23 protein-coding genes are annotated in these 25193 nt (G+C 70.7%); 10 read left to right on the forward strand and 13 right to left on the reverse strand.

Annotation, left to right across the window (positions count from 1 at the left end; genetic code table 11):
- Window positions 1-110: 110 nt before the first annotated feature.
- From AIF0345_RS04015 to AIF0345_RS04030, 4 genes are all read left to right on the forward strand, one after another.
- Window positions 111-1298 (forward strand): glycosyltransferase family 4 protein, encoded by a 1188-nt coding sequence (locus AIF0345_RS04015; RefSeq protein ID WP_285297280.1) that lies wholly within the window; start codon window positions 111-113, stop codon window positions 1296-1298.
- Window positions 1299-1483: 185 nt separating this feature from the next.
- Window positions 1484-2788 (forward strand): nucleotide sugar dehydrogenase, encoded by a 1305-nt coding sequence (locus AIF0345_RS04020; protein ID WP_268917622.1) that lies wholly within the window; start codon window positions 1484-1486, stop codon window positions 2786-2788.
- A complete protein-coding gene (locus AIF0345_RS04025) occupies window positions 2785-4932 on the forward strand; it encodes a DUF6541 family protein (protein ID WP_285297281.1) in 2148 nt (715 codons plus the stop codon). The genes AIF0345_RS04020 and AIF0345_RS04025 overlap by 4 nt, the downstream gene beginning before the upstream one ends.
- A 190-nt stretch (window positions 4933-5122) precedes the next feature.
- Entirely contained in the window at window positions 5123-5536 is a 414-nt protein-coding gene (locus AIF0345_RS04030; RefSeq protein ID WP_043561791.1) for a hypothetical protein, read from the forward strand.
- A gap of 117 nt (window positions 5537-5653) precedes the next feature.
- Here AIF0345_RS04030 and AIF0345_RS04035 read toward each other — a convergent pair whose 3' ends face one another.
- From AIF0345_RS04035 to AIF0345_RS04080, 10 genes are all read right to left on the reverse strand, one after another.
- On the reverse strand, window positions 5654-6118 hold the full coding sequence (locus tag AIF0345_RS04035; RefSeq protein WP_285297283.1) for a hypothetical protein: 465 nt from the start codon (window positions 6116-6118) through the stop codon (window positions 5654-5656).
- Window positions 6115-6408: a hypothetical protein gene (locus tag AIF0345_RS04040; RefSeq protein WP_156966648.1), complete on the reverse strand. Its 294-nt coding sequence runs from the start codon at window positions 6406-6408 to the stop codon at window positions 6115-6117. Before AIF0345_RS04040 ends, AIF0345_RS04035 begins: the two co-directional genes overlap by 4 nt.
- 15 nt (window positions 6409-6423) lie before the next feature.
- Window positions 6424-7809, reverse strand: coding sequence for an endolysin-like domain-containing protein (locus tag AIF0345_RS04045; protein ID WP_268917625.1), 1386 nt, complete (start codon window positions 7807-7809; stop codon window positions 6424-6426).
- 443 nt (window positions 7810-8252) lie between these two features.
- Window positions 8253-8915, reverse strand: coding sequence for a hypothetical protein (locus tag AIF0345_RS04050; protein ID WP_285297286.1), 663 nt, complete (start codon window positions 8913-8915; stop codon window positions 8253-8255).
- A 47-nt stretch (window positions 8916-8962) separates the two neighbouring features.
- Window positions 8963-9640, reverse strand: a complete 678-nt coding sequence (locus AIF0345_RS04055; protein ID WP_285297288.1) for a hypothetical protein — start codon at window positions 9638-9640, stop codon at window positions 8963-8965.
- Window positions 9637-10644, reverse strand: coding sequence for a hypothetical protein (locus AIF0345_RS04060; RefSeq protein WP_285297290.1), 1008 nt, complete (start codon window positions 10642-10644; stop codon window positions 9637-9639). The genes AIF0345_RS04055 and AIF0345_RS04060 overlap by 4 nt, the downstream gene beginning before the upstream one ends.
- A 97-nt stretch (window positions 10645-10741) precedes the next feature.
- Complete coding sequence (locus tag AIF0345_RS04065; protein ID WP_268917629.1) at window positions 10742-11149, reverse strand: hypothetical protein; 408 nt, start codon at window positions 11147-11149, stop codon at window positions 10742-10744.
- Window positions 11146-11646, reverse strand: a complete 501-nt coding sequence (locus tag AIF0345_RS04070) for a phage antirepressor KilAC domain-containing protein (protein WP_268917630.1) — start codon at window positions 11644-11646, stop codon at window positions 11146-11148. Before AIF0345_RS04070 ends, AIF0345_RS04065 begins: the two co-directional genes overlap by 4 nt.
- On the reverse strand, window positions 11643-12023 hold the full coding sequence (locus AIF0345_RS04075; protein ID WP_268917631.1) for a hypothetical protein: 381 nt from the start codon (window positions 12021-12023) through the stop codon (window positions 11643-11645). The genes AIF0345_RS04070 and AIF0345_RS04075 overlap by 4 nt, the downstream gene beginning before the upstream one ends.
- A gap of 74 nt (window positions 12024-12097) precedes the next feature.
- Window positions 12098-12385: a helix-turn-helix domain-containing protein gene (locus AIF0345_RS04080; RefSeq protein WP_268917632.1), complete on the reverse strand. Its 288-nt coding sequence runs from the start codon at window positions 12383-12385 to the stop codon at window positions 12098-12100.
- Window positions 12386-12507: 122 nt separating this feature from the next.
- On the opposite strand from AIF0345_RS04080, the gene AIF0345_RS04085 reads away from it, so the two are divergent.
- Window positions 12508-12933 carry a hypothetical protein gene (locus AIF0345_RS04085; protein ID WP_043561773.1) on the forward strand — a complete coding sequence of 142 codons (426 nt, stop codon included), beginning with the start codon at window positions 12508-12510 and terminating at the stop codon, window positions 12931-12933.
- Window positions 12934-13096: 163 nt separating this feature from the next.
- Entirely contained in the window at window positions 13097-15031 is a 1935-nt protein-coding gene (locus AIF0345_RS04090; protein ID WP_285297294.1) for a glycosyltransferase, read from the forward strand.
- On the opposite strand, the gene AIF0345_RS04095 is transcribed toward AIF0345_RS04090, so the two are convergent.
- From AIF0345_RS04095 to AIF0345_RS04105, 3 genes are all read right to left on the reverse strand, one after another.
- Window positions 15015-17144, reverse strand: a complete 2130-nt coding sequence (locus tag AIF0345_RS04095) for a DUF6541 family protein (RefSeq protein ID WP_268917634.1) — start codon at window positions 17142-17144, stop codon at window positions 15015-15017. The two genes, AIF0345_RS04090 and AIF0345_RS04095, sit on opposite strands and share 17 nt — an antisense overlap.
- Window positions 17145-17393: 249 nt before the next feature.
- A complete protein-coding gene (locus AIF0345_RS04100) occupies window positions 17394-19367 on the reverse strand; it encodes a DUF6541 family protein (RefSeq protein ID WP_268917635.1) in 1974 nt (657 codons plus the stop codon).
- Window positions 19368-19786: 419 nt separating this feature from the next.
- Complete coding sequence (locus tag AIF0345_RS04105) at window positions 19787-20032, reverse strand: hypothetical protein (protein WP_268917636.1); 246 nt, start codon at window positions 20030-20032, stop codon at window positions 19787-19789.
- A gap of 389 nt (window positions 20033-20421) precedes the next feature.
- Here AIF0345_RS04105 and glf point away from each other — a divergent pair, with 389 nt between their 5' ends.
- Genes glf through AIF0345_RS04125 form a run of 4 tightly spaced genes read left to right on the forward strand, consistent with a single transcriptional unit; the run spans window position 20422 to window position 25188 of the window.
- On the forward strand, window positions 20422-21609 hold the full coding sequence (gene glf, locus AIF0345_RS04110; protein WP_043561762.1) for a UDP-galactopyranose mutase: 1188 nt from the start codon (window positions 20422-20424) through the stop codon (window positions 21607-21609).
- The gene (locus AIF0345_RS04115) at window positions 21606-23597 is read left to right on the forward strand and encodes a glycosyltransferase (protein ID WP_285297295.1); all 1992 of its coding nucleotides are present in this window, start codon (window positions 21606-21608) and stop codon (window positions 23595-23597) included. Before glf ends, AIF0345_RS04115 begins: the two co-directional genes overlap by 4 nt.
- On the forward strand, window positions 23594-24463 hold the full coding sequence (locus AIF0345_RS04120; protein WP_043561758.1) for an ABC transporter permease: 870 nt from the start codon (window positions 23594-23596) through the stop codon (window positions 24461-24463). The genes AIF0345_RS04115 and AIF0345_RS04120 overlap by 4 nt, the downstream gene beginning before the upstream one ends.
- A complete protein-coding gene (locus AIF0345_RS04125; RefSeq protein ID WP_043561757.1) occupies window positions 24463-25188 on the forward strand; it encodes an ABC transporter ATP-binding protein in 726 nt (241 codons plus the stop codon). The genes AIF0345_RS04120 and AIF0345_RS04125 overlap by 1 nt, the downstream gene beginning before the upstream one ends.
- Window positions 25189-25193 lie beyond the last annotated feature (5 nt).

The raw sequence follows: 25193 nt of genomic DNA on the forward strand, positions 1-25193 counted from the left end.
AAGATCATGGGCGCAGTCACTGGCACGAGGGAGGACGCGTGAGCCGCGTGAGCGCTGGAGCTAATCTGGACAAGTCCCGCAGGCCGCGGCGCTGCGGTGGCGGCGCCCTCTTGGTTACTCGCATCCACCTGCCCGAAGCCGCAGCCGCCTCCTTCCGCCTGGACGGCGTTGAGCGTGCACTGGCGCGTCACGGAGTGCCCGTGCGCGTCCTGACCACGACCACTCCCGGGCGCGAAGGTGCGCCCGCGCCCGTGCCCGACGACCCCGAGGGCGTGCGCGTCTCGCGCTGGCCCGCTCTACGGGATGCCTCGGGCTACTTGCGCGGTTACCTGCCCTACATGTCCTACGACCTGCCTGTGGCCCTGCGTCTGGGGACGGCCAGTCGGCCCGACATCGTTCTCGTCGAGCCTCCGCCCACCACCGGCGTCGTCGTCCGGGCCGTGTGCGCCCTGCGCCGTTTGCCCTATGTCTGGTACGCGCCCGATGTGTGGTCCGACGCCACCGCCTCTACCGGCGCCTCGGACATTGTGGTTCGCGTCGTGCGGGCCATAGAGTCCTGGGCCGTGCGCGGCGCCGTTCGCGTCATTGCCGTCAACGAGGGCGTCGCCGAGCGGGCCCGCGCCATGGGGGCCCGGGACGTCGTCATCGTGCCCAACGGCGTGGACACCTCCACCTTCACCCCCGATGGTGCGCGGCCCGGTTCTGAGGAGCGTGTTGCCATGGGGCTGACCGGTCCCTACTTCGTCTATGCGGGCACCGCCTCGGAATGGCAGGGCGCCGGTGTCTTCGTCCAGGCTCTGGAGAAGGTCCGCCGCACGCACCCCACGGCCCAGATCCTCTACCTGGGGCAGGGCTCGGACTGGGAACGAATCGGCGATCTGGCTCGCCGGCTGCCCGTCGGACCAGACGGTCTGCCCGGCGTCGTGATGCACGGTCTTCTTCCCGCCCAGGAGGCCGCCCGCTGGCAGCGCGGTGCCGTGGCCAGCCTCGTGTCCATCATCCCGGGGCAGGGCTATGACTTCGCCTACCCCACCAAGGTCCTGGCAGCCCTGGGCTGTGGCGTGCCGGTCGTCTATGCCGGGACCGGACCGGTTGTGGCCGATGTCGAGCGTGAGCACCTGGGCTGGGCCGCGAGCTATGACGTGGACGCCGTCGCCCGGGCCATGGTCGCCGCGCTCGAGGCGCCTGACGATCCCGGGCGGCCCGCTCGCCTATCGCGCTGGGTGCTGGACAACCGCTCGCTGAAGGCCACCGGTGAGGCCGTGGCCCGGACCCTGCGGGCGGTGCTGTGTCCCTGATCCCGCCGGCATCCGGGATGTGATGCCTCCCTCTCTCGGCGGCGTGTCAGCACGGCTGCGCCTCTCGTCCAGTCCCGGTACCGGCGGCAGGCGCCCTCGTAAGCCCCCATGACAGTCCTGCGACCGGGGACCGGTGAAGACGGACATAGACTGTGTCCACCCCAACTACCCCTACCGGAGGAGCCATGCGCATTTCCGTTGTCGCCCTTGGCAAGATCGGGCTGCCTCTAGCGGTCCAGTACGCCGAGAAAGGACATGAGGTCGTCGGCGTGGACGTCAACCCCGTCACGGTGGAGGCCGTCAACGCGGGTCGCGAGCCCTTCCCGGGCGAGGCGCATCTCGCAGACAAGCTCGCGGCCCTGAGCCCGGCCACGGGCAGCGGCGCCCTGCGGGCCACCACCGACTACGCCGATGCCATCCCAGGCGCGGACGCGATCATCCTGGTGGTGCCCCTGTTCGTCGACGACGCCACCTGGGAGCCGGACTTCACGCTCATGGACGCCGCCACGCGCTCCCTGGCCGAGCACCTGACGCCGGGCACGCTCATCTCCTACGAGACGACTCTGCCGGTCGGCACCACCCGCGGCCGCTGGAAGCCGCTCATCGAGGAGGTCAGCGGGCTGGTCGAGGGCGCCGACTTCCACCTCGTCTTCAGCCCCGAGCGGGTGCTGACGGGCCGCGTCTTCGCCGACCTGCGCCGCTACCCCAAGCTCGTGGGCGGTCTGGACGAGGCGGGCACGGCCGCCGGCATCGCCTTCTACGAGGACGTTCTCGACTTCGACCCCCGTCCCGACCTGCCCCGCCCCAACGGCGTGTGGGACATGGGCGCCGCCGAGGCCGCCGAGATGGCCAAGCTCGCCGAGACCACCTACCGGGACGTCAACATCGGCCTGGCGAACCAGTTCGCCGTCTACGCCGACAGGGCCGGATTCGACATCGAGCGCGTCATCGACGCCTGCAACTCCCAGCCCTACTCCCACATCCACCGCCCCGGCATCGCCGTGGGCGGCCACTGCATCCCCGTCTACCCGCGCCTGTACCTGTCCACCGACCCCGACGCCTCCGTGGTGCGCACGGCGCGCCAGTTCAACGCCACCATGCCCGCCTACGTCGTGGGCCGCGCCAAGGATGTCCTCGGGGACCTCACAGGCCTGCGGACGGTGGTGCTGGGAGCCTCCTACCGCGGGGGCGTCAAGGAGACGGCCTTCTCCGGGGTCTTCCCCACCGTGGCCGCCCTGCGCGAGGCCGGCGCCGAGGTGCTTGTCCACGACCCCATGTACACCGACGACGAGCTCGCCGCCTTCGGCTGGGCCCCCTACCACCTGGGGGAGCGGGCCGACGTCGCCATCGTCCAGGCCGACCACCCCGAGTACCGCGACCTCGCCCCCGCCGACATCCCCGGAGTCAGGCTGCTGCTCGACGGCCGCCGCGTCACCGAGGCGGGCAGGTGGGCGGGCGTGCCCCGCCTGACCATTGGCGGTGGCGAATGATCCACGTCGTCGCAGGCGTCCTGCTGGCGGCTGCGCTCCTGGTCTCCCCCGGGCTGCTTCTGGCCCGGCTGGGGGGCGTGCGCGGCTGGGCCGCTGCCAGCGCCGCGCTGCCGCTGAGCTGTGCCGTCATCGGCACGTCGGAGATCCTGGCCGCGCTCGCCGGGTGGGCCTGGGTCCCCTGGGGCTGGGGCGTGATCGCCGGAGTGACGGCGCTGGCCGCCGGCATCCTCGTCATCGCCCGCCGCGTCTGGTCCGGACGCTGGCCGCTGCCCGCCGGCCCGTCCCGGGGCGGCTCCGGTCCCCGGCGCCCCGACCTGCGGGTGCCGGCCGCAGTGGTGGCGGCGTGCCTCATCCTCGCCGTCGGGATACTGGCCGGCATGGGGTCGATGTCCACCCCGGCCCAGTCCTTCGACATCGTCTTCCACTTCAACGCCGTCCAGGCGATCCGGCAGCTGGGCAACGCCTCCAGCTTCGGCAGCATGGCGGCGCTCTACCAGGGCGCGCCCACCTACTACCCCACCGTGTGGCACGGGGTGGTCGCGCTGCTGCCCGCCGATGTGGCTGTCGCCTCGAACTCGATGGTGCTCGTCGTGGGGGCCCTGGCCTGGCCGCTCGGCATCACCGGTCTGCTCGTCGAGGCTCTCGACGACGGCGCGCAGCCCCGCAGCCGCACCGCGATCGCGCTGGGCGCCGTCCTGAGCGCCGCCACGGTCGGCGCCCCGACCATGCTGCTGGGCACCCTGGCGGTGTGGGCATACAGCCTGAGCGTGGTCTGCCTGCCCGGGGTTGTTGTCCTGGGCCTGCGCCTGCTGCGCTCCCTGCCCTGCGAGGGCGCTTTCGAGGACGCCTTCGCGCGGGACTCCCGGACGGCGCCGGCAGCGCCCGCGGAGCCCGAGACGCCGGCAGAGTTGGCGGAGTCCGCAGCACCGGCAGCACCGGCAGCGCCGTCTGTGTCGGCGGAACCTGCAGCATCAGCGGAGCCCGCAGAGCCCGCAGAGCCCACAGCACCATCAATGCCGTTCTCCGGTCTGCTCATGAGCGGCCTGCTGTTCGTGGGCGGAGGGGCCGGAGTGGTCCTGGCCCACGGCGCGGGGACCTTCAACACCATGGTGCTCCTCGGGCCGCTGGCGGCCGTCCTCGTCGTCCGCCTGGTGCGCGCCGGCGGCCGGCGCAGGACGCTGACGCTGCGCGCCCTGGCCGTGCTCGCCGTCTTCGCCCTGCTGGGGGCGTGGAAGATGCGCGAGTCCCTGGCATGGGTCTGGAAGTATCCCCGCTCCGGGGGAAACCTGCTGGGGGCCCTCGGTCAGTCTCTGCTCGACCTGCCGCAGTACGGGCCGTTCGCCTTCAAGGGGATGCCGATGAGCATCGGGGTGCCGCTGGGCATCGTGGTGTGCGGCCTGGCCGTGCTGGCTGCCGTGCGCGTGCCCCGGGCGCGCCCGTGGCTGGTGACGGCCGCGCTGGCGCTGTTGCTCCTCACGCTCGTCGGTGGACCGCAGTGGTGGGGGCGCCGGATCGGGGCCCTGTGGTACCTGCAGAAGGCGCGCATCCAGCCGCTGGTCATTATCCCCGGCCTCGTCCTCGCCGCCATGGGGCTGCGCCATCTGCTCGACAAGCGCCCCGGGCGCAAGATGGTCGCCCTTCTTCTCGCGCTCGTGTGCGTCACGGCCGTGGGGCGCCTGCCGCTGCACGCGAAGCTGGTGCGCTCGGTTCACGACGCCGACCGGATCGCCTACGGCATGATGCTCACGCCCGAGGACGTAGAGTTCATCTCGGGTCTGGGTGATCTCCTTCCCGAGGACGCCGTGGTCCTGGGGGCTCCTGCCAGAGGAGAGAGCTACCTGTGGTCGCTCGGGGGCGTCGATGTCCTCTACCCGCTGCGGTCGAGGCCGACGGTCGGATCGGCTGCGGACAGGCTCGCCGTCGTCGCCCCGGACCTGCGGCCGGGCTCGACGACCTGCCGGCTTCTGCACGAGGTCGGAGCCGAGTACTACCTGCGGACCGACCGGAGCGGGACCATGTGGGAGGATCGGCAGGCGCCTCTGCGCTGGGACAGGGCCCTGGCGGACTGGCCCACGGACGGCATGGAGCCGGTGGCGTCCACGAGCACGCTCAGCCTGTGGCGCATCACCTCCTGCGAGGGCTGATCCCCGCGCCGAGATCGGTTCGCTTCCGGCTCGGGGCCGGCTCGGTCCAGTGCGGGGCCGATGACGGCCGGCAGCCGGCGCGCGCACCAGCCGTGCCGGTCGCTGCGGTCGCCGGGCGGCAGCGCCGCGCAGTCCGGACGGTTTAAGGCGTCGCCGATCGTGTCACACCCGCAGGGTAGTGTCCCCGACCATGAGACCCTCCCTGGACATCCTCGTTGACCAGTGCCTCGCTGAAGGCATCACCGTCTCCTGGGCCACGATTCCCAACGGCTGCAGGGGCCTGTACATGCTTCCTACCCGGACGATCTACCTGCATGCGAGTCTGCCCGACTGGATGGCGGTGCCGACTCTGATGCACGAGATGGAGCATGCTCGCCGCGGGGACGAGGGGCCGCAGCCGATCGCCGTCGAGACCCGCATAGACATGAGCGTCGCCTGCCGGTTGGTGGGTGTCGCCGAGTACATGGAGGCTGAGGCCCTGGTCGGCTCCAGCATCGGGGTGCTCGCCATGGAGCTCGAGGTCCCCACCTGGGTGGTGGAGGCCTTTCAGCGGTCTCTACGGCGCATAGTGGCGCATGGCGCGAGCGTCGTGGCCGCGAGGTGAGAAAGGCACTCACGATATGAGCTCCCCGACCACCGTCCTGTAGCAGCGGACGCGAGTAGGGCCCCTCCACCGGAGTATCCGGTGGAGGGGCCTTGTCGTGCGCGCTCGTGGTGCGGATCAGTTCTCGGTGAGCCGGTCCTGCAGGGCCTGGTCCTGGCGGGTGACTCTGCCATCGAGGGCGCGGATGTCGGCGCGCAGGCCATCGGCCTGCATCTCGACGCGGGCAACCCTGGTGGAGATTGCGCTCAAGGTGGCGTCCTGCCGCTCGACGTCGGTCTGTCTGGCCGTCTCAGCGGTGTCGAGCCGGGCCAGGACCATCGAGAGCTGAGCGCGCACCTCGTCCAGGTCCTCGCGCAGGTGGGTGCCGTGCTGGTTGGTCACGCCGTCGCGGGCCGCGTCGGCAGCGGTCCGGGCGGCCTCGACGCGAGCCCAGAGCCTGGACAGGCCCTGCTCGACGCGGCGGGTCTGGGCGCGGATAAACGCGCCCAGCAGCCCCAGGATCGCGGCGACCGCGACCGTGGAGGCGGTGACCACCTCCGGGGCGGTGAGCACCTGCACCACGGGGTGCGGCGCCGGCGTCATGCGGCAGCAGGCTCCGCCGTCGCGGCAGACTGCTCGACCCCGCCGGCGACCGGGCGGCCGATAATACGGGCGGTGTCGTACAGGCCCGCTGCGCCCAGGCCCAGGACCAGGCCGGAGCTGACGGAGGCGTAGATACCGGTACCCGCCAGGGCGTAGTCGGCCACGGACAGGGCTACGCCCAGGACGACGGCGGCCAGGGACGCCAGCCTGCTGGGCAGGCCGAGGTCCCTGGCCAGGGTCACCATGGCGACGACGGCGGGCGCGGTCGCCAACGCGGTGACTGCATCCATGCGCGTCGTCCCGGATCAGGCGGTCTCGGTGCCCGCCGCCTCACTCGCAGCCGCAGGGGCGGAGGCCGCCGCCTTGGGCTTGGGAGAGGGGGCCGGAGTCGCTGCGGCGAGGCGGGAGAGGTCGGCGCGCATGGCGACGACGTCGTCACGCAGCTTCTTCTGATCGAGCCGGATGTCATCCAGCGCCCAGATGACGTCGCCGGCGGGGTGATCGTTGGCCTTGCCGTAGCGCAGAGCGTTGCGGATCTCGGTGAGCAGGTTGACGGCTTCGGAAGCCATGAGTTCATCTCCTTCTCCGCCCCCTGCGGGGCGGCCGTAGTTGTACCAGGATCGGCAGGCGTTGCTGAAGGGAACGCCGTATGATTGATATGCACTCTGGGCGTTGCCCGAGTTGTAGCGGCTGCCCACGCGGCGAAGAGCCTCGTAGGAGTCGCCTTCCGACTTGATGAGATCGCGGAGGATGGAGCAGCCGACTTCGGAGCTCTTCTCCGGGTCCCACCAGTGCCTGTCCGGGTCGTTGAGGAAGTAGCCCGGATAGGTGATCTGCAGAGGGCCGACACCATTGGAGGTGTGACCGTTGGAGATCAGGGCGTAGAACTGTCGGAAGTTCTCCTCCGTGACCTCTCCCGCTCCGCTCATGGCGCCGCCGGCGTCGTGGCCGTATATGTTGGCGCCCTTCTCGCCCGTCTCCATCTGGAGGCAGGCGAGCGCCGCCCACCAGGGGCAGCCGACGGTGTCGGCGGCCCTCAGGACGGCGGCCTGGATGCTGGAGAGCTGGTAGTCGGACGCCCCGCCCGAACCGCTGCCGCCGGTGCCGGTGTAGCGCAGGCACGTGGACCACTTGGCGCCCTGTGTCAGCGGGTGGGAGGAGTACTTCGACAGGCGGGACTCGCCTCCATTGTCGTCGGCACTGCTGCCGTCGCCGCCGGCGCTGCCGTAGATACTGCCCGCCGAGTCGATCCACAGCTCTGCAATGGTCGGATTGTACGGATCGAACGAGTCGTCGCCCGAGTCCCGGACGGCCATGGCTACGTGACCGCTGTCGCCGGCTGTGCGCAGCAGGAGGTCACCGACGCGGAAACCGCCGTCCGGTACGTTGCCGGTCCAGGTGCTGCCGATATTGGAGAAGCCGCGAGAGGCGGCCTCTGCGGCGAGGGACCCGGTCCAGGTGCTGCGGGGGAAGTACGGGTACTTGGCTCCGCACTGGTGGAAAGCGATGTTGTAGGCGCCGGCCACCGCGGCGGAGCAGTCCGCCTCGCCCGGGCCGGTCAACCACCCCTCCCAGTTGCTGTTGTCGTACGCCGACCAGCGCCTCGGCTGGGAGTAGCCGACGCCGCCGAAGTCGTTCGTCCGGCACCAGTACCGCATTTCGCTGGCCGCGTACTCATTCACGGCAGTCATACACATTCACCTCCGTAGTGGTCGAGGCCGGTCTTGGCCCTGTGCGGCATTGCGTTCTCCTTTCCGTGCGGTGATTTGAGGATGGTCATGGGCAAGCCCGCAGCGCGGGCGGAGATCTGCTGGGCGATCGGCTTCTCGCGCGGGAGAGAGATTTCTGCCTCGCTTTTCGTGCCTGCGGTGCTTCGATCGGCTTCTCGCGCGCGGGAGAGGGGCGGCTCGACGGGGACGGCCTGTCTGCGGCGTGCGGCGTCGTTCCAGGACTGCTTCTTCGCGTCGTCGCGACACACGTCCGCCCCAGGCTGCTGCAATGCTGCCTGGGGCGGTGGAGGCTAATAGTCACATGGGCACAGTGGTGCCCTCGAAGCGTGACACCCAAGTTAGCACATCGAGTGCGCACCTGCAAGATGGGTACGAGGCGGCGTGGCGATCATGCTCGGGCTTCCTCACCAGCGAGGCGCTGATTGATGTCGACGAGGTTGACGAGGCTGCCGCGCGCTGCCACGTGGCCACGGCGGACCCACTGCCTGGGTAGCGGCGGCGAGACTCGGGTGGATGGTGAGGGCGTGCTGCCTGGTGACCCAGTGGGTACCGGTCGTGGTGGTCGTGATGGTGTGGTGGCGGGCTGCGTCGATGGTGCGTCCATCGGGCCACCAGGTGTCGCAGGCGGCGCAGGTGCGCCAGTCGCTCAGGCCGCGATCGGTAGCGGCCTGGAAGAGTGCGCCGCCGCAGGCCGGGCACCGGTGGCCGGGGTCGGCCTGGTCGGTATGGCCGGTGAGACGGGCGAGCCTGTCCCAGCAGGTGGTGAGGTCGTCCAGCAGCGCGTCGGCGTCCCCGTACTCGGCGGTCCACCAGTGGACGGTGGCGGCGAGGTAGACGGCGGGCGGGAGCGTGCGAGTCTCGCCCCTGAGCGAGGCGACGGCATCAGCCCACCCGGCGAGAATGACGGTGATTCCCTGAGCGCTCCTGGCGCCGGCCATGCCCTCGTCCAGCTCATCGAGGCGTGCGGCGAGTCCGAAGGGGAGCCGCTCGGCCGGGGCGCTGGAACGCCGGACGGCGCGTGGCGGGCCTCCGGCGGTGGCGGTGGCGGCGTCGTCGAGGTGCGTCATCCACCGATGGATATCGACGCACATGGCTGCGGGTGCGGGGCGGCGGGTCACGGGCGTGTCTCCCTGGTGTGTTCGTGCGGTTGAGTCGGAGATGTTCCTGCTGGGACGCGCCGGAGGCGCTCCCCACCCGTCCGGCGGCTGCCGGCCGTCACCGGCGAGTCGCGGGACGGTTCCGGCGCCCCGGCGGTGATGAGCCTGCGAACGTCTCCGGACCGGTCGGCGCCGGGGGCGAGGGCGGCCGGGGCGCGGCCGATGGCCGCCCAGGCGTGTGCCTCGGCCCGGGAGCGGTCGGCGCCGGCGCCGATGGCGGCGGTGGCGGCCCTCCGCCAGGCGAGCTCGGCGGCGACGTCGCCTCCGAGGCCGTCGGGGATGAGCGGCCCGTGGGCGGCGGCGTCGGCGCGGATGCGGGCGACGCGGGTCTGGCGGTCGCCGTGGCGGCGGTCCTGGATGGCGGCGGCCAGGTCGGCGGCCTGCACGAACCGGCCGCCGACCGAGGCGATCCGGGTGGCGGCCGGGAGCACCTCCCGGTCCTCGGGGCCGAGCACGGCCGTGGTGCCGTCGGGGCGGGTCACCGGGGTGCGTCGCCCGCCGGCGCCGATGGTGGTGAGCGGGGCGGCGTTCAGGACGGCCGCCCACACCTCGGGGCTGGCGTCGGCCAGGCCGGCCACGCCGGCCCCGCGCAGGAGGCGGATGGCCTGCTCGCAGGCGGCTGCGGTGACGGTCACGATGCCTCCTCCTCGACGACGCGGCGGTAGTCGGCGGGTGTCCACAGGTCGTTGACCACGGCCCTCCAGTCGGCCTCGGTCAGGTTGTCGGTGTTGCCCAGCGGCGAGACGGCGCATGGTCGTCGGCGGCGCCGGGCTTGAAGGCTGAGCTGGTCGTAGTGCTTGCGGAGCTTGGGCAGGCTCAGGATGTTGGCGGACCAGAAGTCGTCACGGGCCGCCCAGTCGATGGCGGCGACGCAGTCGGCGACGGTGCGGCCGTCACGGTCGAGCATGAGCCGGGCCGCGGTTCTCCAGGCCCTGGTCACGGCGGGGCGGCGGCCGGTGCGCTCCTGGACGGAGCCGGCCATGTGCTCGCACACCTGCTCGACGTCGTCGCGTACCGGCTCGGCCGACCTGGTCGGCTCCGCCGGGCGGGACTGGTGGGCGTCGGCGGGGTCCGCGTCAATGATGTCCGCGTCGGCGTCGTCGGCACCGGGCTGGTCCGCCTCAGGGCCGGCCTCGGGCCGGGACTGGCCGTCGGGAATCCGCAGCACGTTGCTCCCGTCGGCGAGCGGCTCCTGCTTCCCTGATCCTGCTTCCCTGGTCCCTGCTCCTTGCTCCGGGGGTGAGCCCTCAGTGAGCCTGTCGTGAGGACGTGGCGAGACGTCCGTGAGGGTGCAGGTCTCGGCGTCGTAGTGCGGATATCTTGGCTTTGAGGGGCGATTGATCCGCTGGTGCCGGGCCCACGAGACGACTTGCAGGTATCGACGCCCGTCGGGGCCCTCAAAACGGATGATCAGTCCCCGTTCCGCAAGCTGCTCGAGTCCCGCTTGAACCCTCAGTGAGCCCTCGACGAGGGGGTCGAGAGGGAACAGGTCGCACTGGATCAGCTGCACGGAATCGCGGCCCACGCCGTTGTCGTCGACGTAGGACCACAGGCCGATGAAGAGGAGCCGGTTCTCGATGCTGAGGGCGGCGACGTCGTCGCTGCGCCAGAAGTCTGGCTTGATCGTCCGGATTCTCATCGTGCTGCTCCCTGCTCTACGTCCCTGCTGAGGCTGCTGTCGGGGCTCACCGAGTCCTCGGTGAGGCTCCGTGAGCCCTCAGTGAGGGCTCCGATACTCATGACGCCGCCTTTGGGCTGCCGCGGCCGGTGCGGCACGGGGCGTCGTCCTCGAGCCGTTCGACGGCCTGCTCGGCCAGGTGGCGGAGCCAGTGCCCGGCGCGCAGGTGGTCGGTGGACTCGACTGCCGGCTGGCCATCCACCAGGTGGTCCAGGACGTCGTCGGCTGCATCCTGCCGTCGGGCAGGGTCGATGTCCGGGTCTGTGCTCAGCCAGGCCGTGAGCGAGTCCAGACCCTCCTCGTCCAGGATGGTGACGGTATCGACGTCGCGCTTCCTCACGACGTCGAACGTCTTGCTCCCGTGACCGTTCACGGCCAGCATGCCTCCGTCCTGGAGGGCGATCCGTCCCACCAGGTGCCGGCGGTCCTCCACCCGGGCGGCGGTGATCAGCACGACGCCGCTCATGCTTGCGCCCCTTCCTCGTGTGCGCAGTCGTCGTTGTTGTCGAGGTTCACGCCGAAGCGGGCGGCGAGGCGGGCCAGGCCCTTCGGGGTGACGCGGACCGTGTGGGTGGCGTGGACGTCACCGGTGCCCTGGTCCTCGTACTTGCCCAGGCGCACCCGCACGAGTCCGGCCTCGACGGCCCTCTGGTAGGCGCGCCACCGGCGGTGGCCCTTGGGCTTGTAGACCCACCCCATGGATTCCATGACGGTGAAGAGGCGGTTCCGGCCGGTCCTGGCGCCGGCGCGCACCAGGGTCTGAGCGACCGTTGCCACGGAGTAGTCGTCGCCCGAGGACAGGAAGTGGTCGAAGCTGCGGGCCTTCGGGACGAGTGCCCTGTTCTCGGCCTCGACCCGCTCGCGCCGGGCGCGCTCCTCCTTCAGGACGGCGGCCAGACGGGTGGCGCACTCCGGCCCGGGCGGGGCGGTCTCGGTGGCGGCCGGGGAGACGGCGACGCTCATGCCGCGCCTCCCTCGTCGTTCCCGGCGGCGGCGATGACCTCCGCCTCCGAGGCTCGGCGCAGGGCGACGACTGCGGTCCGGCGGTCATGCCGCCTGTCCATGCTGAGGCAGACGCACAGGCGCCCGTGGCTGACATAGCGGAAGGCCTCGACATAGCCCGCCCCCAGCGCCAGGCGGAGCGCCTGGTCCTGGTCTGCGCTCCTGTCGCCGACAGACAGGTGCAGCGTCCATGCAGGCCTTCTGCCGGGCATGACAGCGGCCGTGGGGTTGCTGACCCGGAGCCCGAGCGTCTCCAGGCGCTCGACCTCCGTTCGCATCGCATCGATCGCCCCGACCAGGGGGCTCGCAGTAGTGGGGCTCGTAGTAGTACCGGCCATGGTTTGGACCTTTCTTCTGGGTCTCGCCCTCATCTGTCGCCACGGGTGAGGACGTCTCTTCTGGGGTGGGGGGATCAAGGGCGCGGCGCCTCGACGGCTCGGCTCACGGTCTGAGAGGGCGTCGGCGCTGCGCGTCCGTCAGGCCTCCTCCGTGGGGCCGCGAGCGGCTCGGCGCGCCGGAAGAACTCGGATGCGGGCACGCCGAGCACCTCGCCGATGGCCGTCACGTGGCTGGTCCTGAGGTCGCCGGCCTTGAGATGGCGGCCGAGGTAGGCGCGCTTCACGCCTATGCGCCGGGCGAGGTCGGTGATGCTGACGCCCTGGCGCGCCATCTCGGCCCGGATCTCGGCCTCGACATCCATGCGGGAGCCTCCTCTCGAACGGTCTGTTCGCTTTCACGAACACCAATGCCTCAAGATTGCTCGTATTCACGCACGTTGTCAAGTCGTTGCTCTTGGGTGCTCGCATATGAGATCATTCTGCGATGGGACAGAAGCCGCTCGACTCGCACCCGATCGACAGGGCTCTTGCGCAGATCCTCGACGAGGCGCTGAGCACCTCGGACTACAGTCTTCGGGCGCTGTCTCGCGCCTCAGGGGTGAGGCTGACCAGGCTCGGGGACGTCCTCAGACGCGGCAAGTCGATGACCACCGGCGAGGTCGAGCAGATCAGCCACGCTCTCGGTCTGGTCGCGTGGGAGGTCGTCCAGGAGGCCGAACGGCGTATCGACACGCCCACAACGGCGGGCGCCGGTCACAGCTCGGCCGCATCCGCGCCGGGCGCCGTGGTCCCGATCGGGACGGGGCGGGCGGTGGTGGACCTGCCCGCGGACGCGCTGGAGCGGGCCGCGGCGCAGCACGTCAGAGGCGACGTCGAGGCCGAGGCCGACGCGTTCAGCGACCTGCCGTAGACGAGCGCTCCCCGGATTGCTGCGGCTCCGGCCGGGCCCCGTCGCTCCTGCGCGCGGCGGCGGGCCGGCTCGTTCGAGCGCGGCGAGCGCCCCGAGCGCGCCCGGCGGGCCCCGGATGGGGCACACTTGGCCCAGTCCGCGGAAGGATACGGAAGGATCCCCAGTGAGCCGCACGAACGTCGTCGCCGTCGTCGTCGCCTACAACCGTCAGGAGCTGCTGCGCCGGTGCCTCGACGGCCTGTCGGAGCAGACCGTGGCGCCGACGGGCACGGTCGTGGTGGACAACGCCTCCACCGATGACTCCCGCGAGGTCGCCTCGACCCACCCGCTGGGCGCACACGTCGTCGAGCTCCCCACCAACACCGGGGGCGCGGGCGGATTCGCCGCCGGCATCGCGCGCGCCCTCACGCGCTTCCCGCGGGCCGACTGGATCTGGATCATGGACGACGACACCGTCCCCACCGCGACCGCCCTGGAGGCCCTCGTCCGGGCCGCCGAGGCCTACCCGGGGGCCCCGGCGCTGCTGGCCTCCAGGGCCGTGTGGACCGACGGCACCGAGCACCCCATGAACCGCCCGCGCACCCGTCCCGCGCTTCCGCCTGCGCTCCACCGCCACGCCGCGCTGGTCGGCGCCCGGCAGATCCGCACCGCCTCCTTCGTGTCGATCCTGCTCGACGCGCGCGCCGTGCGCGAGGTCGGCCTGCCGCGCGCCTCCTACTTCCTGTGGAACGACGACTTCGAGTACACCTCCCGGATCCTGCGGGGGCGGATCGGCCTGTACGTGCCGGCATCGGTCGTGCACCACCTCACCAGGGCGCTGGGCTCCTCGGACGCCGACCCGGGGGAGCGGTTCCGCTTCGAGGTCCGCAACAAGATCTGGACCTTCCGCGACTCCGAGGGGCTCGGGGCCCTGGAGCGGGCGGCCTATGAGGCGGCCACGGCCCGCCGCTGGCTGCGCGCGACGGTGAGCTCGGCCGACCGCGGCGCGCTGTGGCGGGCGGGCCGCCAGGGCCTGCTCGAGGGGCTGGCGCGGCCCGCGGGCAACGCGGAGGTCTTCCTGGGCACGCCCGTCCAGGCCGACGTCGCCGCCGTCGAGGCCGCGGCCCGGGCCGCCGGAGAGGCCGGCGGCGCCGGTCGGCGCCGGAGCGCCGCCGAGGCGGACGACGGGGCGCAGGCCGCATCGAGCCCGCCGGAACACGCGGGCGCTGCGGACACCGATGCAGGTCCCGGTGCCGACTCCGACCCCGATGCGCCCGCCCCGCCGTTCAGCGTGCTGCTGCCGGTCTACCGGGGAGACCGCGCAGACTTCCTGCGCCGCAGCCTGGCCTCGGTCACCGTCGAGCAGACCCTGCGCCCCGACGAGGTCCTCATCGTGCGCGACGGGCCCGTGCCCGATGAGCTGGAGGACGTGCTCGCCCGCGCGCGCCGGGGCGAGCTGAGCGGCGCCGTGCCGGTGCGGGTGCTCGAGCTGGCCGACAACGCGGGCCTGGCGCTCGCCCTGGAGGCCGGACTGGCCGAGGCGACCCATGATGTGGTCGCCCGCCAGGACGCCGACGACATCTCCGTCCCCGAGCGCTTCGCCACCCAGCTGCCGCTCATCGCGGCCGGATACGACCTGGTGGGCTCGGCCATCCAGGAGTTCGACGACGAGGCCGACGCCGGCGGCGTCATCCGCCGCCAGCCCTCGGATCCTGCGGAGATCCGCCGCGTCCTGGCCCTGCGCGACCCCTTCAACCACCCCTCGGTCGTCTACCGGGCGGCCGCGGTGCGCGCCGCCGGCGGCTACCAGCCCCTCGACCTCATGGAGGACTACTGGCTGTTCGCCCGCATGATTCACGACGGCGTGCGCGCTACCAACGTGCCGCAGGTCCTGGTGCGCTACCGGGTGGGGGCGGGCGCCTACGCGCGGCGCGGGGGCCTGCGCCTGCTGCGCAGCGAGCTGGAGATCCAGTCGAGGATGCGCCGCACCGGCATCACCACGGCGCCCCAGTACGCGCGCAACCTCGCGGTGCGCGCGGGCTACCGCCTGGTGCCGACCGCGGCGCGCCAGGCGGCCTACCGCGCCGCCCAGAGGGTGCTGCTCAGGCGCACGCGGTAATGCGGTACAAGGTCGCGTTCCCGATCTTCAGGACCGGCTCGAAGCCGTTGCCGGGCCGGATGCCGGACAGGCCCGGCTCCATCGGGTGGTTCAGGATGGCGCGGCCCTTGAAGTCCAGGACGTAGTCCACGCCGAGCTCCTTGATCGCGGGGCAGATCTCGGGGTTGAGACGCACCTCGTCGAGGCTGTCCTCCAGGACTTGCAGGGCCGGGCTCGTGGCGCTGTAGGAGGTCATGTGCCTGGGCAGCGTGTTGACGCCGGTGAGCGCGTAGGCAAGTGAGCCGCCTCTCCACGGGTCGGCCAGGACGACGTCGTCCGGGCCGAGCAGGTCAGGCAGCTGGTTTACGACGGCGAGCTCGTCGGTTGTCAGCAGGAGCGACTTGTCAGTCAGACGGAACGTTTGCCCCAGACTCTTGATGTTGTGGGACATCGCGGCGCTGCAGGGCCCCTGCCAGGCGAGCACGACGATGGCGACGACGGTCAGCGTTGCCCGGATGCCGGTCACCGTTCTGACGGCGTGCGTCGCGCGGGGCAGCGCAGGGATGATGGCGTCGGCGAGGGCGCACGTGCCGACGCCCGCCAGCGGCAGCGCCGTGACCATCATGAGCGAGATCAGGCGATTAGGGTCGGAGTACCAGAATCCTGTCAGGTTGTACCGCAGCTCACTGAACGGCTGGGAGACGTTCATGACATACAGCCCGCAGAGCACGGCGTGCAGCGCCGCCACCCACCACAGGCTCGGGCGGCGCCAGGCCGCGAAGAAGCCGACGGCGACCAGGAACGCCAGCAGCCAGACGATAGCGGTGGTGTCCGGCGCGCTCGTCACCGCCTCGCCGATACCCCCGGACACGGAGGTGTGCGGTGCCCAGTACGAGACGCCTCTGGAGGCGCGCAGCGAAGGAGCGGCGAGGAACCACGATCCCGCGGCCAAGACCACCGTCAGGACGCACGTCCGGACAGCTCGGAGCGCGTCATGGCGCGTCCTGGCGGAGACGGTCATGGACACGGTGCGGGCCGCAGCCGCAATCACCGCGGCCAGGATCGCGACGACGAGGAGCGAGGGATGCGCCAGCACCATCCCCGCGCATCCGCCTGCCGCCATGAGCCACAGGACCGCCCGGCGTGACAGCGGCATCCGTGGGTCGACGGCGGCCACCGCGGTCAGGAGGATGCCCGGAAGCACTGCGGTCGCCAGGAACACCGGGTACAGGATGCCCCAGGACAGGACGAGCAGCGGGAACGCCGGCGCCGCGGAGGCGAGGACGGCGGATGCGATCCGCCCGGCTCGGCGACCTGCCGTGAGGGCGCTCGTCAGCGCGATGATCCCGGAGGTCCACACGAGGCCGGCGACCGCGAACATGACGGCGTTGGTGGCCAGGGGGATACTCGTGGTACCCGATATGCGCATGGTGAGCGCCACAAGAGTATGCCAGGCCAGGGGGTAGATCGCCCCGTTGGAGACGACCATGTCGAAGCTCAGGGTCGAGGCGTTGCCGGTGTCGAGGATCCAGCGCACGGCGTTGAGGTGGAAGACCGCGTCATAGGTCTGGGAGAAGGCGTCCGGCGCCTTGATGAGCCGAACGCAGACCATCGTCATGAGGGCGGCCGAGAGCACCCACAGGCCGAGGTCGCCGAGCAGGTCGGAGGCGGCGCTCCGGCATCGCGCAGTCCACGCGCCCATGCGCCCAGGAGAGGGGGCGGGCGCCGCGGACTCCTTGGCGGCGGCCTTTGTTCTCGCGGAGGGCCCGTCGGCCGGGGCGGCGGGCTCATCCGAGGCGGCCTTGCCGGGCTCGGACGAGGCCCTCGCTCCGGGCCCGGCAGCGGGGATGCCCCCACCCCGGCGGGAGGCCAGGAGCGTGCTCGCGTGGTGCACGGCCAGAGCCGCCAGAACTGCGATGACGCTCACGCCCGCCACCGGGCCAGGGCCCCAGGCCAGCCCCACCATGGGGGCGATGATCCCGGTTCCGGCAATGATCGCCACAGACAGGGGCGGCGCCACTGCCACCGCTACTCGGACGGGGAGGCGGGCCGCGGCAGTGATGAGGCCGCCGGGTAGGTACAGCAGAACCGCTGCGACGAACAGGGGAAGCAGAAGATCGCTCCAGCTGGCCATGAGGATCCTTTCGGGCTGGCGGGTGTAGCCGCTCACTGAAGGCGCGGAAGCGCCTCAGACCCCGCCAAGGCGGGTGGGGATGGGACAGGTGGGGTAGACGTGAAACTGTTCGTGATTCTTGCTCATTGCCGCGGTGAGCATCACTGCTGTCTCACCGTGCAGATGTGATTGTAGTGCCGCGGGGCTGTGCCGTCTGAGTCTCTCCTCCTGCTGTCCCTGAACCTGCTCGGGCGCCCTGCACGTCGTGGGCTACTCGCAGGCGGTGATGCGGTAGAGGGCCGCGTCGCCCTGTTTGGCGACGAGCTCGAAGCCCGGGGCGGTGTCGAGGCGGGCGAATCCGGGGAAGGGCTTCTGGTTCGAGATCGTCTTGCCGGGGAAGTAGAGCGCGTAGGTGGCGCCGATCTTGTTGACCGCCGGGCAGACGGTGGGGTCCGTGGCGGCCTTGTTGAGCTTGTCCTGGACGATGTAGAGCTCGGGGTCGTGCCGGTGGAGCAGGTGCTTCACGCTGGTGTCGACGCCGGCGAGGGCGTAGGCGAGGGCGGCGCCCGACCTGGGGTCGACGGCGACCACGGCGTTCTTGTCGACCAGGCCCGGGAGCTCGTCGATCAGGGCGCGCTCGTCGGGGGTGAGCGAGGAGGAGCCCGGTGAGAACGTGTAGGTCTGCTCGAACAGCCACACCGTATTCGACATTGCGCTCGACAGCGGCCCGGTCAGCGCCAGGGCGATGACCACTGCGGGGTAGGCGGCCCATCGCCACCACGACAGGACGCGGACACGCCTGGCAACACGCTTCGCAGGGATGAGACGCCGGCCCATCCCGAGCGCCCAGCGCGCGGCGATGAGCATGCCCAGTGCCGCCAGGGGCACGGCGGTGACCGGGATCAGAGCCGCCAGGCGATTGGAGTCGTTGTACCAGATGCCCACCAGGAAGAAGCGCTGGTTCGCTTCCGGAGTGGATCGAGCGATGACGTACAGGACGCTCGTGGTGGCGTGGAGGGCGGCCAGCCACCTGTACCCATCGGTTCGCAGCGCCGCGACGAAGCCGACGAGGGTCAGTACGGCGGGCACCCAGATCACCCATAGCTGTGCGGGTGTGGCGGTCACGGCCTCGCCGATGGAGCCGCTCGCCGCATAGCTCGGGCCCCAGATCGCCGCCCCCTGGGGCGGCCGCATGACGATCCAGGTGAGGACCAGGGCGGTCGCCAGGCCGCCGGCGGCGAGCCCCTGGCGGCGGAGCGCGCCCGCGGGGCGCTCGCCGGGTGGGGTGCGCAGGGTGGCGGCCAGCCTTGCCATGGTCAGGATGACGAGGGCGATCAGGAGCGTGGCGACGGTGTTGGGCTGGGTCAGTCCGAGACCCCCCACGCCGAGAACACCCACCGGCAGGAGAAGGCCGTTCGATCGGCTACCGGGCTGAACGCCGATGGGCACCAGGTCGCGGGCGGCGGCCAGCAGCGCGGGGAGCAGGGCGACGGACAGGAAGTTCGGGTAGAGCACGCCCCAGTTCAGCAGGAGGAAGGGGAAGGCGGCGAAGCTGCCGATCATGACCGCGGCGGTGAGCAGGGCCAGGGGGCGCCCGCGGAAGAGGATGTGCGTCAGCGTCAGGCAGCCGGAGGTCCACACCAGGCCCGCCACGGCCAGCACCATCGCATTGGTCGCCAGGGGGATGTCCGTCGCACCGCACAGCTTCATGGCTGCGGCGATGAGCGTGTGCCAGCCGAGTGGGTAGACGCTCCCCTCGGGGGCCTCCATGAGAAAGCGGAGCGACGAGGCGTTGTCCGTCTTGAGGATCCACTCCACGGCATTGAGGTGGAACACCGCGTCATAGGTCTGGGAGATGGCGTCGGGGGTGTTCAGGACGCGGCCCACGGTGTATCCGGTGAGGGCGGCCGACAGCGGCCACGCCACACACCAGGTGGCGACGGGGGCGGACTGCTGGTGGGGGCCCGCCGTTGGGCGCTCGGGGCGCCGCCTGGAGATCCAGAGCCTGGCCGCCAGGAGGGCGAGGCTCGTCAGCGCAGTGACCGCCGCGATCGGCCCCGGGCCCCAGGCCAGTCCCACCACGGGCGCCACCACGCCGGTCCCGGCGATGATGGCGATGGAGATCGCCGGCGCCATGGCGACGACGAGGGATGCTCGCAGCCTCGCGGCTGCGCCGACGAGAACGCCGGGAATGAACAGCAGCGCAGCGGCTGCGGAGAAAACAGGAATGAGTGAGGGCCACACGGAAGCAGAGTTTACGCTCACATCAGGGACATGCTTGCAAGGCCGGCCGGGTCGCCCTTATTCGCGGGTTGTGATGCGGTAGAGGGCCGCCCTTCCCCGCCCGGAGACGGGTGCGAAGCCGTCGACGGCTGGCGGGCTCGTAAATCCTTCGAAACCGTCCCGGGGCCGATCGCCTTTCCCGGGAAGTGGAGGACGTAGTGGGCGCCGGGGCTGCTCAGGGCGTCGCCCGCTCGCGGATCGATCGCAGCGAGGCGGAGCCTTGCGCCGACTATGCTGTGCGGGTCCACCGCGACGGCCTCGCCCTCGCCCACGAGATCAGGAAGTCTCTTGATGAGCGCCATCTCGTCAGATGCTGGGAGCGGGGAGTCCGCATTCATAATGTGTGCGGACTCGAGCCTGCGCAGGGCCTGGGAAGGCGACTAGTTGGCGGGACCGAAAAGGACCAGGACAGCCACGAGAGCGCCGTGGGTCACTCGCCGCCGACTGCTCGCCTCCCGGAGTCGAAGGGCGGGGTGCTGCCGCGCCGCCCAGTCGGCGACGGCGCCGACGACCGCGGGGACCGCCATGATCCGGACAATGGGCTGCCACTGTGGCGTTGAGGCGACGACCTTCCCAATAACGGAACTTTCCCCGATGACGGCGCTCATGGCACTGTCGGGCTCCATGAGGCGGCCCTCCGTGGAGGCCGCAGCGCGACCCAGAGCCCGATGACGACGGGGACCAGGGCGGCGCGGTCATGCGGGCGCGAGCCCGGCCGGCGGGCCCGCCGGCCGGGCGACGCTGGGCCGGCATGACCCACTCCACGGCATTGGGGCGGAGCACGACGTCGAAGGTCTGCGAGATGGCGTCGGGCGTGTTGGGCTCGCGCGCCACGAGCCAGGTCGTGATCAGGGCCGCGGCCCCCGGGGAAGGATACCGGGACGTCGGCCGGCGCCCGGCGCCGCGCCCGCGGCGCCGGGCGGGCGGTCGGGGTGAGATTGGACCGATCGTGCGGGGGCCGGTGCCCGATCGGCTACGATCGGGCTACTGCCTACGCTACGGAGGGACAATCACGGTGAACCACGACATCGTCATCGTCGGCTCGGGCCTGTTCGGCCTGACGGTCGCGGAGCGATGCGCCAACGAGCTGGGCCTCAAGGTGCTCGTCATCGACAAGCGTGACCACATCGGCGGCAACGCCTACTCCGAGCCGGATCCGAGAACCGGCATCGAGGTCCACAGGTACGGCGCTCACCTGTTCCACACGTCCAATGAGCGCGTGTGGGAGTACGTGAACCGCTTCACGTCCTTCACCCCCTACGTGCACCACGTCTACACCACCCACGACGGCGTGGTGTACCCCATGCCGATCAACCTCGGCACGATCAACCAGTTCTTCTCCGCCGCCTACTCCCCGGACGAGGCCCGCGCCCTGATCGCCGAGCAGGCCGGCGAGCTGGCGGGCAAGGACCCGGAGAACCTCAATGACAAGGGCATCAGCCTCATCGGGCGCCCGCTGTACGAGGCCTTCATCAAGGACTACACCGGCAAGCAGTGGCAGACGGACCCCAAGGACCTGCCCGCCTCCATCATCTCGCGCCTGCCCGTGCGCTACACCTACGACAACCGCTACTTCAACGACACCCATGAGGGCCTGCCGACCGACGGCTACACCGCCTGGCTGGAGAAGATGGTCGACCACCCCGATATCGAGGTCGCCCTCGGAGCGGACTTCTTCGACGAGTCCCAGCCCTACAACAGGGCGGCGCTCAGGGGGAGGGTCCCGATCGTCTACACCGGGCCCCTGGACCGGTACTTCGACTACTCGGCGGGCGCGCTGAGCTGGCGCACCATCGACCTGGCCACCGAGTACCCCGACACCGGGGACTTCCAGGGCACCAGCGTCATGAACTATCCGGACGCCGACCGCGAGTACACCCGCATTATCGAGCCGCGCCACTTCCACCCCGAGCGCGACTACCCCGCGGACAAGACCGTCATTATGAAGGAGTACTCGCGCTTCGCCGAGGAGGGCGACGAGCCCTACTACCCGGTCAACACCCCGGAGGACCGCGAGAAGCTGCTCGCCTACCGCGAGCTCGCCGCGGGGGAGCAGGGCGTCGTCTTCGGCGGACGCCTGGGCACCTACAAGTACCTGGACATGCACATGGCCATCGGCTCGGCCCTGTCGGTGTTCGACAACAGGATCGCCCCGCACTTCCGGGACGGCGCCGCTCTGAACGGAGAGGGGATCGAGGCATGAGCACCACCACACGCGTTCTGCAGAGGTTCGTCCTGCCCGCCGACGGCGACTCCGACATCCTGCCGCTGTACGCCGAGGGCGAGGTCATCTCCGTGGCTCCCGTCACCAAGGAGGACCGCGATGACGAGACCGCCCAGATCGGCATTGCGGAGACCACGCACCAGAGCCCCGGCCAGATCGTCTCGCGCTACAGCTACCGGATCCCGGCCCAGAGCCGCTCCTCCTTCGGCACCTACTTCAACGCCTTCCCCGCGGCCTACTGGCGGCGCTGGACGATCGTGGAGCGGGTGATTCTGCGGGTGACCGTCTCCGGCTCAGGCTCCGTGATCGTCTACAAGTCCAATGCCCGCGGCGCCTCGCACCGCGTCGACTCCGCCCGCATCGCCCCCGAGCCCTCCGAGCTGGTCTTCGAGCTCTCGCTCAACACCTTCGGCGACGGCGGCTGGTACTGGTTCGACGTCGCGGCCGACTCCGAGGACGCCGTCGTCGAGGCCGCCCGGTGGGAGGCGCAGGTGCCCGCCGAGACCCCCCGGGGCAGGGCGACGATCGGTATCACCACCTACAACCGCCCCACCGACTGCGCCACTGTGCTCGGCCAGCTGGGCGCCTCCGACACCCTCCCGGAGGTGCTCAAGGAGGTCGTCGTCGTCGACCAGGGCAGTAAGAAGGTCGTCGACGACGACCGCTTCCCGGCCGCCCGCGAGTCCCTAGGGGCGGGCCTGCGCGTGATCAACCAGCCCAACCTCGGCGGCTCCGGCGGCTTCTCGCGCGGCATGTACGAGGCCATGGAGGGCGGCACCGACTACGTCCTCCTGCTCGACGACGACGTGCGCGTCGATCCCGAGGGCATTGTGCGGGCCGTGGCCTTCGCGGACCTGGCCCGCGTGCCCACGATCGTGGGCGGGCACATGTTCTCCATGTATGAGCGCACCATGCTGCACGCCTACGCCGAGCACGTCCAGCCGTGGCGCTTCTGGTGGGGGGCGGTCAAGGGCACGCGGCCGGACCACGACCTGGCCACCGCGCCGCTGCGCACCACGGCCTGGCTGCACCAGCGCGCCGACGCCGACTACAACGGCTGGTGGATGTGCCTGATCCCGACATCCGTGGTCCGGAGGATCGGCCTGAGCCTGCCCTTCTTCATCAAGTGGGACGACTCGGAGTACGGCCTGCGCGCCCGGGGCGCCGGAGTGCCCACAGTCTCCTTCCCCGGTGCCGCCGTGTGGCATGTGCCGTGGACGGACAAGGACGACTCGCTGGACTGGCAGGCCTACTTCCACGAGCGCAACCGCCTGGTGGCGGCCCTCATCCACTCCCAGTACAAGCACGGCGGGCACGTCGTCACCGAGTCCATGCAGGGCCAGATCAAGCACCTGCTGTCCTCCCAGTACTCGGTGGTCGAGCTGCGCCTGAGGGCCATTGAGGACATCCTCACCGGCCCCGGGCACCTCCAGGCGGGGATCTCCACGATCGTGCCCAGGGTGCGCGCCCTGCGCTCGGACTTCGACGACGCCCTTGTCGAGAAGGATCCCGACGCCTTCCCCGAGGTGCGCCGCGAGAAGCTGCCCCGCAGGGGCGAGGACCTCGGCTACCCCAAGACCGTTGTGGGCCGCATCGCCATGGCCGCCAAGGGCTCCGTCAAGCAGATCCTGCCGGTCAAGACGATGTCCCTGGACCATCCCGAGGCGCGCGTGCCGTGGTCCCAGGCCCGCTGGTGGATGCTCTCCCAGTTCGACTCCGCGATCGTGTCCAACTCCGACGGCTCGGGCGCCTCCTGGTACCACCGTGATCCCGCTCGTTTCCGCGAGCTGCTGGTGCGCTCGATCGTCCTGCACCGGCGCCTGCGCCGGGAGTGGGAGGAGCTTCACGCCGAGTACCAGGCGAGCGTCGGCGAGGTCGTCAGCCCCGAGGCATGGGCCCGGACCTTCGGTATCGCCGGGAACGAGGCGCGCCCCGACGTGGTCGCGGCCACGGAGGAGTCCCGGTGACTCAGGCTGTTGCGGTCGGGGACGATGAGCTCATCGTCCCCGGCCACTCCAAGGGTCTGCTCGACGTCTTCCGCCAGCGCTACCTGCTGTCACTGATCGTCAAGAAGGAGCTGCGGATCCGCTACCACGGGTCCGTGCTGGGCATGGCCTGGTCCTATATCAAGCCGGCCGTCCAGTTCGTCGTCTACTTCCTGGCGATGGGGGTCTTCCTGGCTCTCAACAAGTCGCTGTACGCATACCCGATCTACCTGTTCTCCGGGATGGTCGTCATCACCTACTTCTCGGAGGTGATGGGCAATGCGACGCGCACGCTCATCTGGAACGCGGCCCTGATCAAGAAGATCTTCCTGCCGCGCGAGATGTTCCCGGTGGCGAGCGCCTACGTGGCCGTCGTGCACTTCGTCCCCCAGCTGGTCGTGCTGCTGGCGGGATCCCTCTACTACGGCTGGAGGCCCACGCTCCTGGGGCTGGCGGCCATTGCCGTCGGGTTCTTCATCGTCACCTTCGCGGCCCTGGGCCTGGGGCTCATCTTCGGCTGCCTCAACGTCTTCTTCCGGGACTCCGAGAACCTGGTCGACCTCATCCTCATGATCGCCACCTGGGTCTCGCCGGTCCTCTACCCGGCGGACAAGGTCAAGGACGCCGTCCCGGAATGGATATGGCACGTCTACCAGGCGAACCCGGTGACCGTGGCCGTCGAGCTGTTCCACTACGGGTTCTGGTCCACCGCCACTGGCCAGTCCGTCCCCGGGATTGGCTCCTTCCTCGTGCTCACCCTCATCGGCCTGGTCGGCTCGCTCATCGTCCTGGGCCTGGGGCAGCTCGCCTTCAAGCGCACCGAGGGCAAGTTCGCGCAGGAGCTGTGATGGACACACGCATTGAGATCGCCGGGGTGACCAAGGAGTTCACCCTGCGGCACCGCCGCTCGCTCAAGGAGCTCGTCGTCGCCGCCGTGCGCAGGCAGGACCTGGGCATCAACACCTTCAAGGCCCTCGACGGCGTCACCTTCGACGTCCACCAGGGCGAGACCGTGGCCCTGCTGGGCTTCAACGGCTCGGGCAAGTCCACCCTGCTCAAGCTCATCTCCGGGGTGCTGCGCCCCGACGGCGGCCGGGTCCGCACCCGCGGGCGGGTCGCGGGCCTCATCGAGGTCGGGGCCGGGTTCCACCCCGACCTGACCGGCCGCGAGAACGTCTTCCTCAACGGCGCGATCCTGGGCATGACCAAGAAGCAGATCGAGGACGCCTACGACTCGATCGTGGACTTCTCGGAGATCCCCGACTTCATGGACACCGAGGTCAAGTTCTACTCCTCGGGCATGTTCCTGCGTCTCGCCTTCGCCGTCGCCGTGCACTCCGACCCGGAGGTCTTCCTCATCGACGAGATCCTCGCGGTGGGGGACGAGCCCTTCCAGCGCAAGTGCCTGGACGAGATCCGCGGGCTGTCCGACCAGGGCAAGACGCTGGTCATCGTCAGCCACGACCTCAATATGGTCTCCGACCTGTGCGAGCGCGGGGTCCTGCTGGAGAAGGGCGTCAAGGTCGCTGACGGGCCCTCCAAGGACGTCGTGCGCCGCATGCGCGGGGAGTGAGAGCC

The sequence above is a fragment of the Actinomyces israelii genome, assembly GCF_030253495.1.
Lineage (GTDB): Bacteria > Actinomycetota > Actinomycetes > Actinomycetales > Actinomycetaceae > Actinomyces > Actinomyces israelii.

Coding starts and splice junctions, on each gene's coding strand:
- AIF0345_RS04050 (WP_285297286.1), bottom strand. CDS start 8,915: ATGACGCACCTCGACGACGCCGCCACCGCCACCGCCGGAGGCCCGCCA.
- AIF0345_RS04045 (WP_268917625.1), bottom strand. CDS start 7,809: ATGACTGCCGTGAATGAGTACGCGGCCAGCGAAATGCGGTACTGGTGC.
- AIF0345_RS04035 (WP_285297283.1), bottom strand. CDS start 6,118: ATGACGCCGGCGCCGCACCCCGTGGTGCAGGTGCTCACCGCCCCGGAG.
- AIF0345_RS04095 (WP_268917634.1), bottom strand. CDS start 17,144: ATGGCCAGCTGGAGCGATCTTCTGCTTCCCCTGTTCGTCGCAGCGGTT.
- AIF0345_RS04065 (WP_268917629.1), bottom strand. CDS start 11,149: ATGAGCGGCGTCGTGCTGATCACCGCCGCCCGGGTGGAGGACCGCCGG.
- AIF0345_RS04080 (WP_268917632.1), bottom strand. CDS start 12,385: ATGGATGTCGAGGCCGAGATCCGGGCCGAGATGGCGCGCCAGGGCGTC.
- AIF0345_RS04115 (WP_285297295.1), top strand. CDS start 21,606: ATGAGCACCACCACACGCGTTCTGCAGAGGTTCGTCCTGCCCGCCGAC.
- AIF0345_RS04070 (WP_268917630.1), bottom strand. CDS start 11,646: ATGAGCGTCGCCGTCTCCCCGGCCGCCACCGAGACCGCCCCGCCCGGG.
- AIF0345_RS04025 (WP_285297281.1), top strand. CDS start 2,785: ATGATCCACGTCGTCGCAGGCGTCCTGCTGGCGGCTGCGCTCCTGGTC.
- AIF0345_RS04030 (WP_043561791.1), top strand. CDS start 5,123: ATGAGACCCTCCCTGGACATCCTCGTTGACCAGTGCCTCGCTGAAGGC.
- AIF0345_RS04060 (WP_285297290.1), bottom strand. CDS start 10,644: ATGAGAATCCGGACGATCAAGCCAGACTTCTGGCGCAGCGACGACGTC.
- AIF0345_RS04085 (WP_043561773.1), top strand. CDS start 12,508: ATGGGACAGAAGCCGCTCGACTCGCACCCGATCGACAGGGCTCTTGCG.
- AIF0345_RS04125 (WP_043561757.1), top strand. CDS start 24,463: ATGGACACACGCATTGAGATCGCCGGGGTGACCAAGGAGTTCACCCTG.
- AIF0345_RS04020 (WP_268917622.1), top strand. CDS start 1,484: ATGCGCATTTCCGTTGTCGCCCTTGGCAAGATCGGGCTGCCTCTAGCG.
- AIF0345_RS04105 (WP_268917636.1), bottom strand. CDS start 20,032: ATGGAGCCCGACAGTGCCATGAGCGCCGTCATCGGGGAAAGTTCCGTT.
- AIF0345_RS04075 (WP_268917631.1), bottom strand. CDS start 12,023: ATGGCCGGTACTACTACGAGCCCCACTACTGCGAGCCCCCTGGTCGGG.
- AIF0345_RS04040 (WP_156966648.1), bottom strand. CDS start 6,408: ATGGATGCAGTCACCGCGTTGGCGACCGCGCCCGCCGTCGTCGCCATG.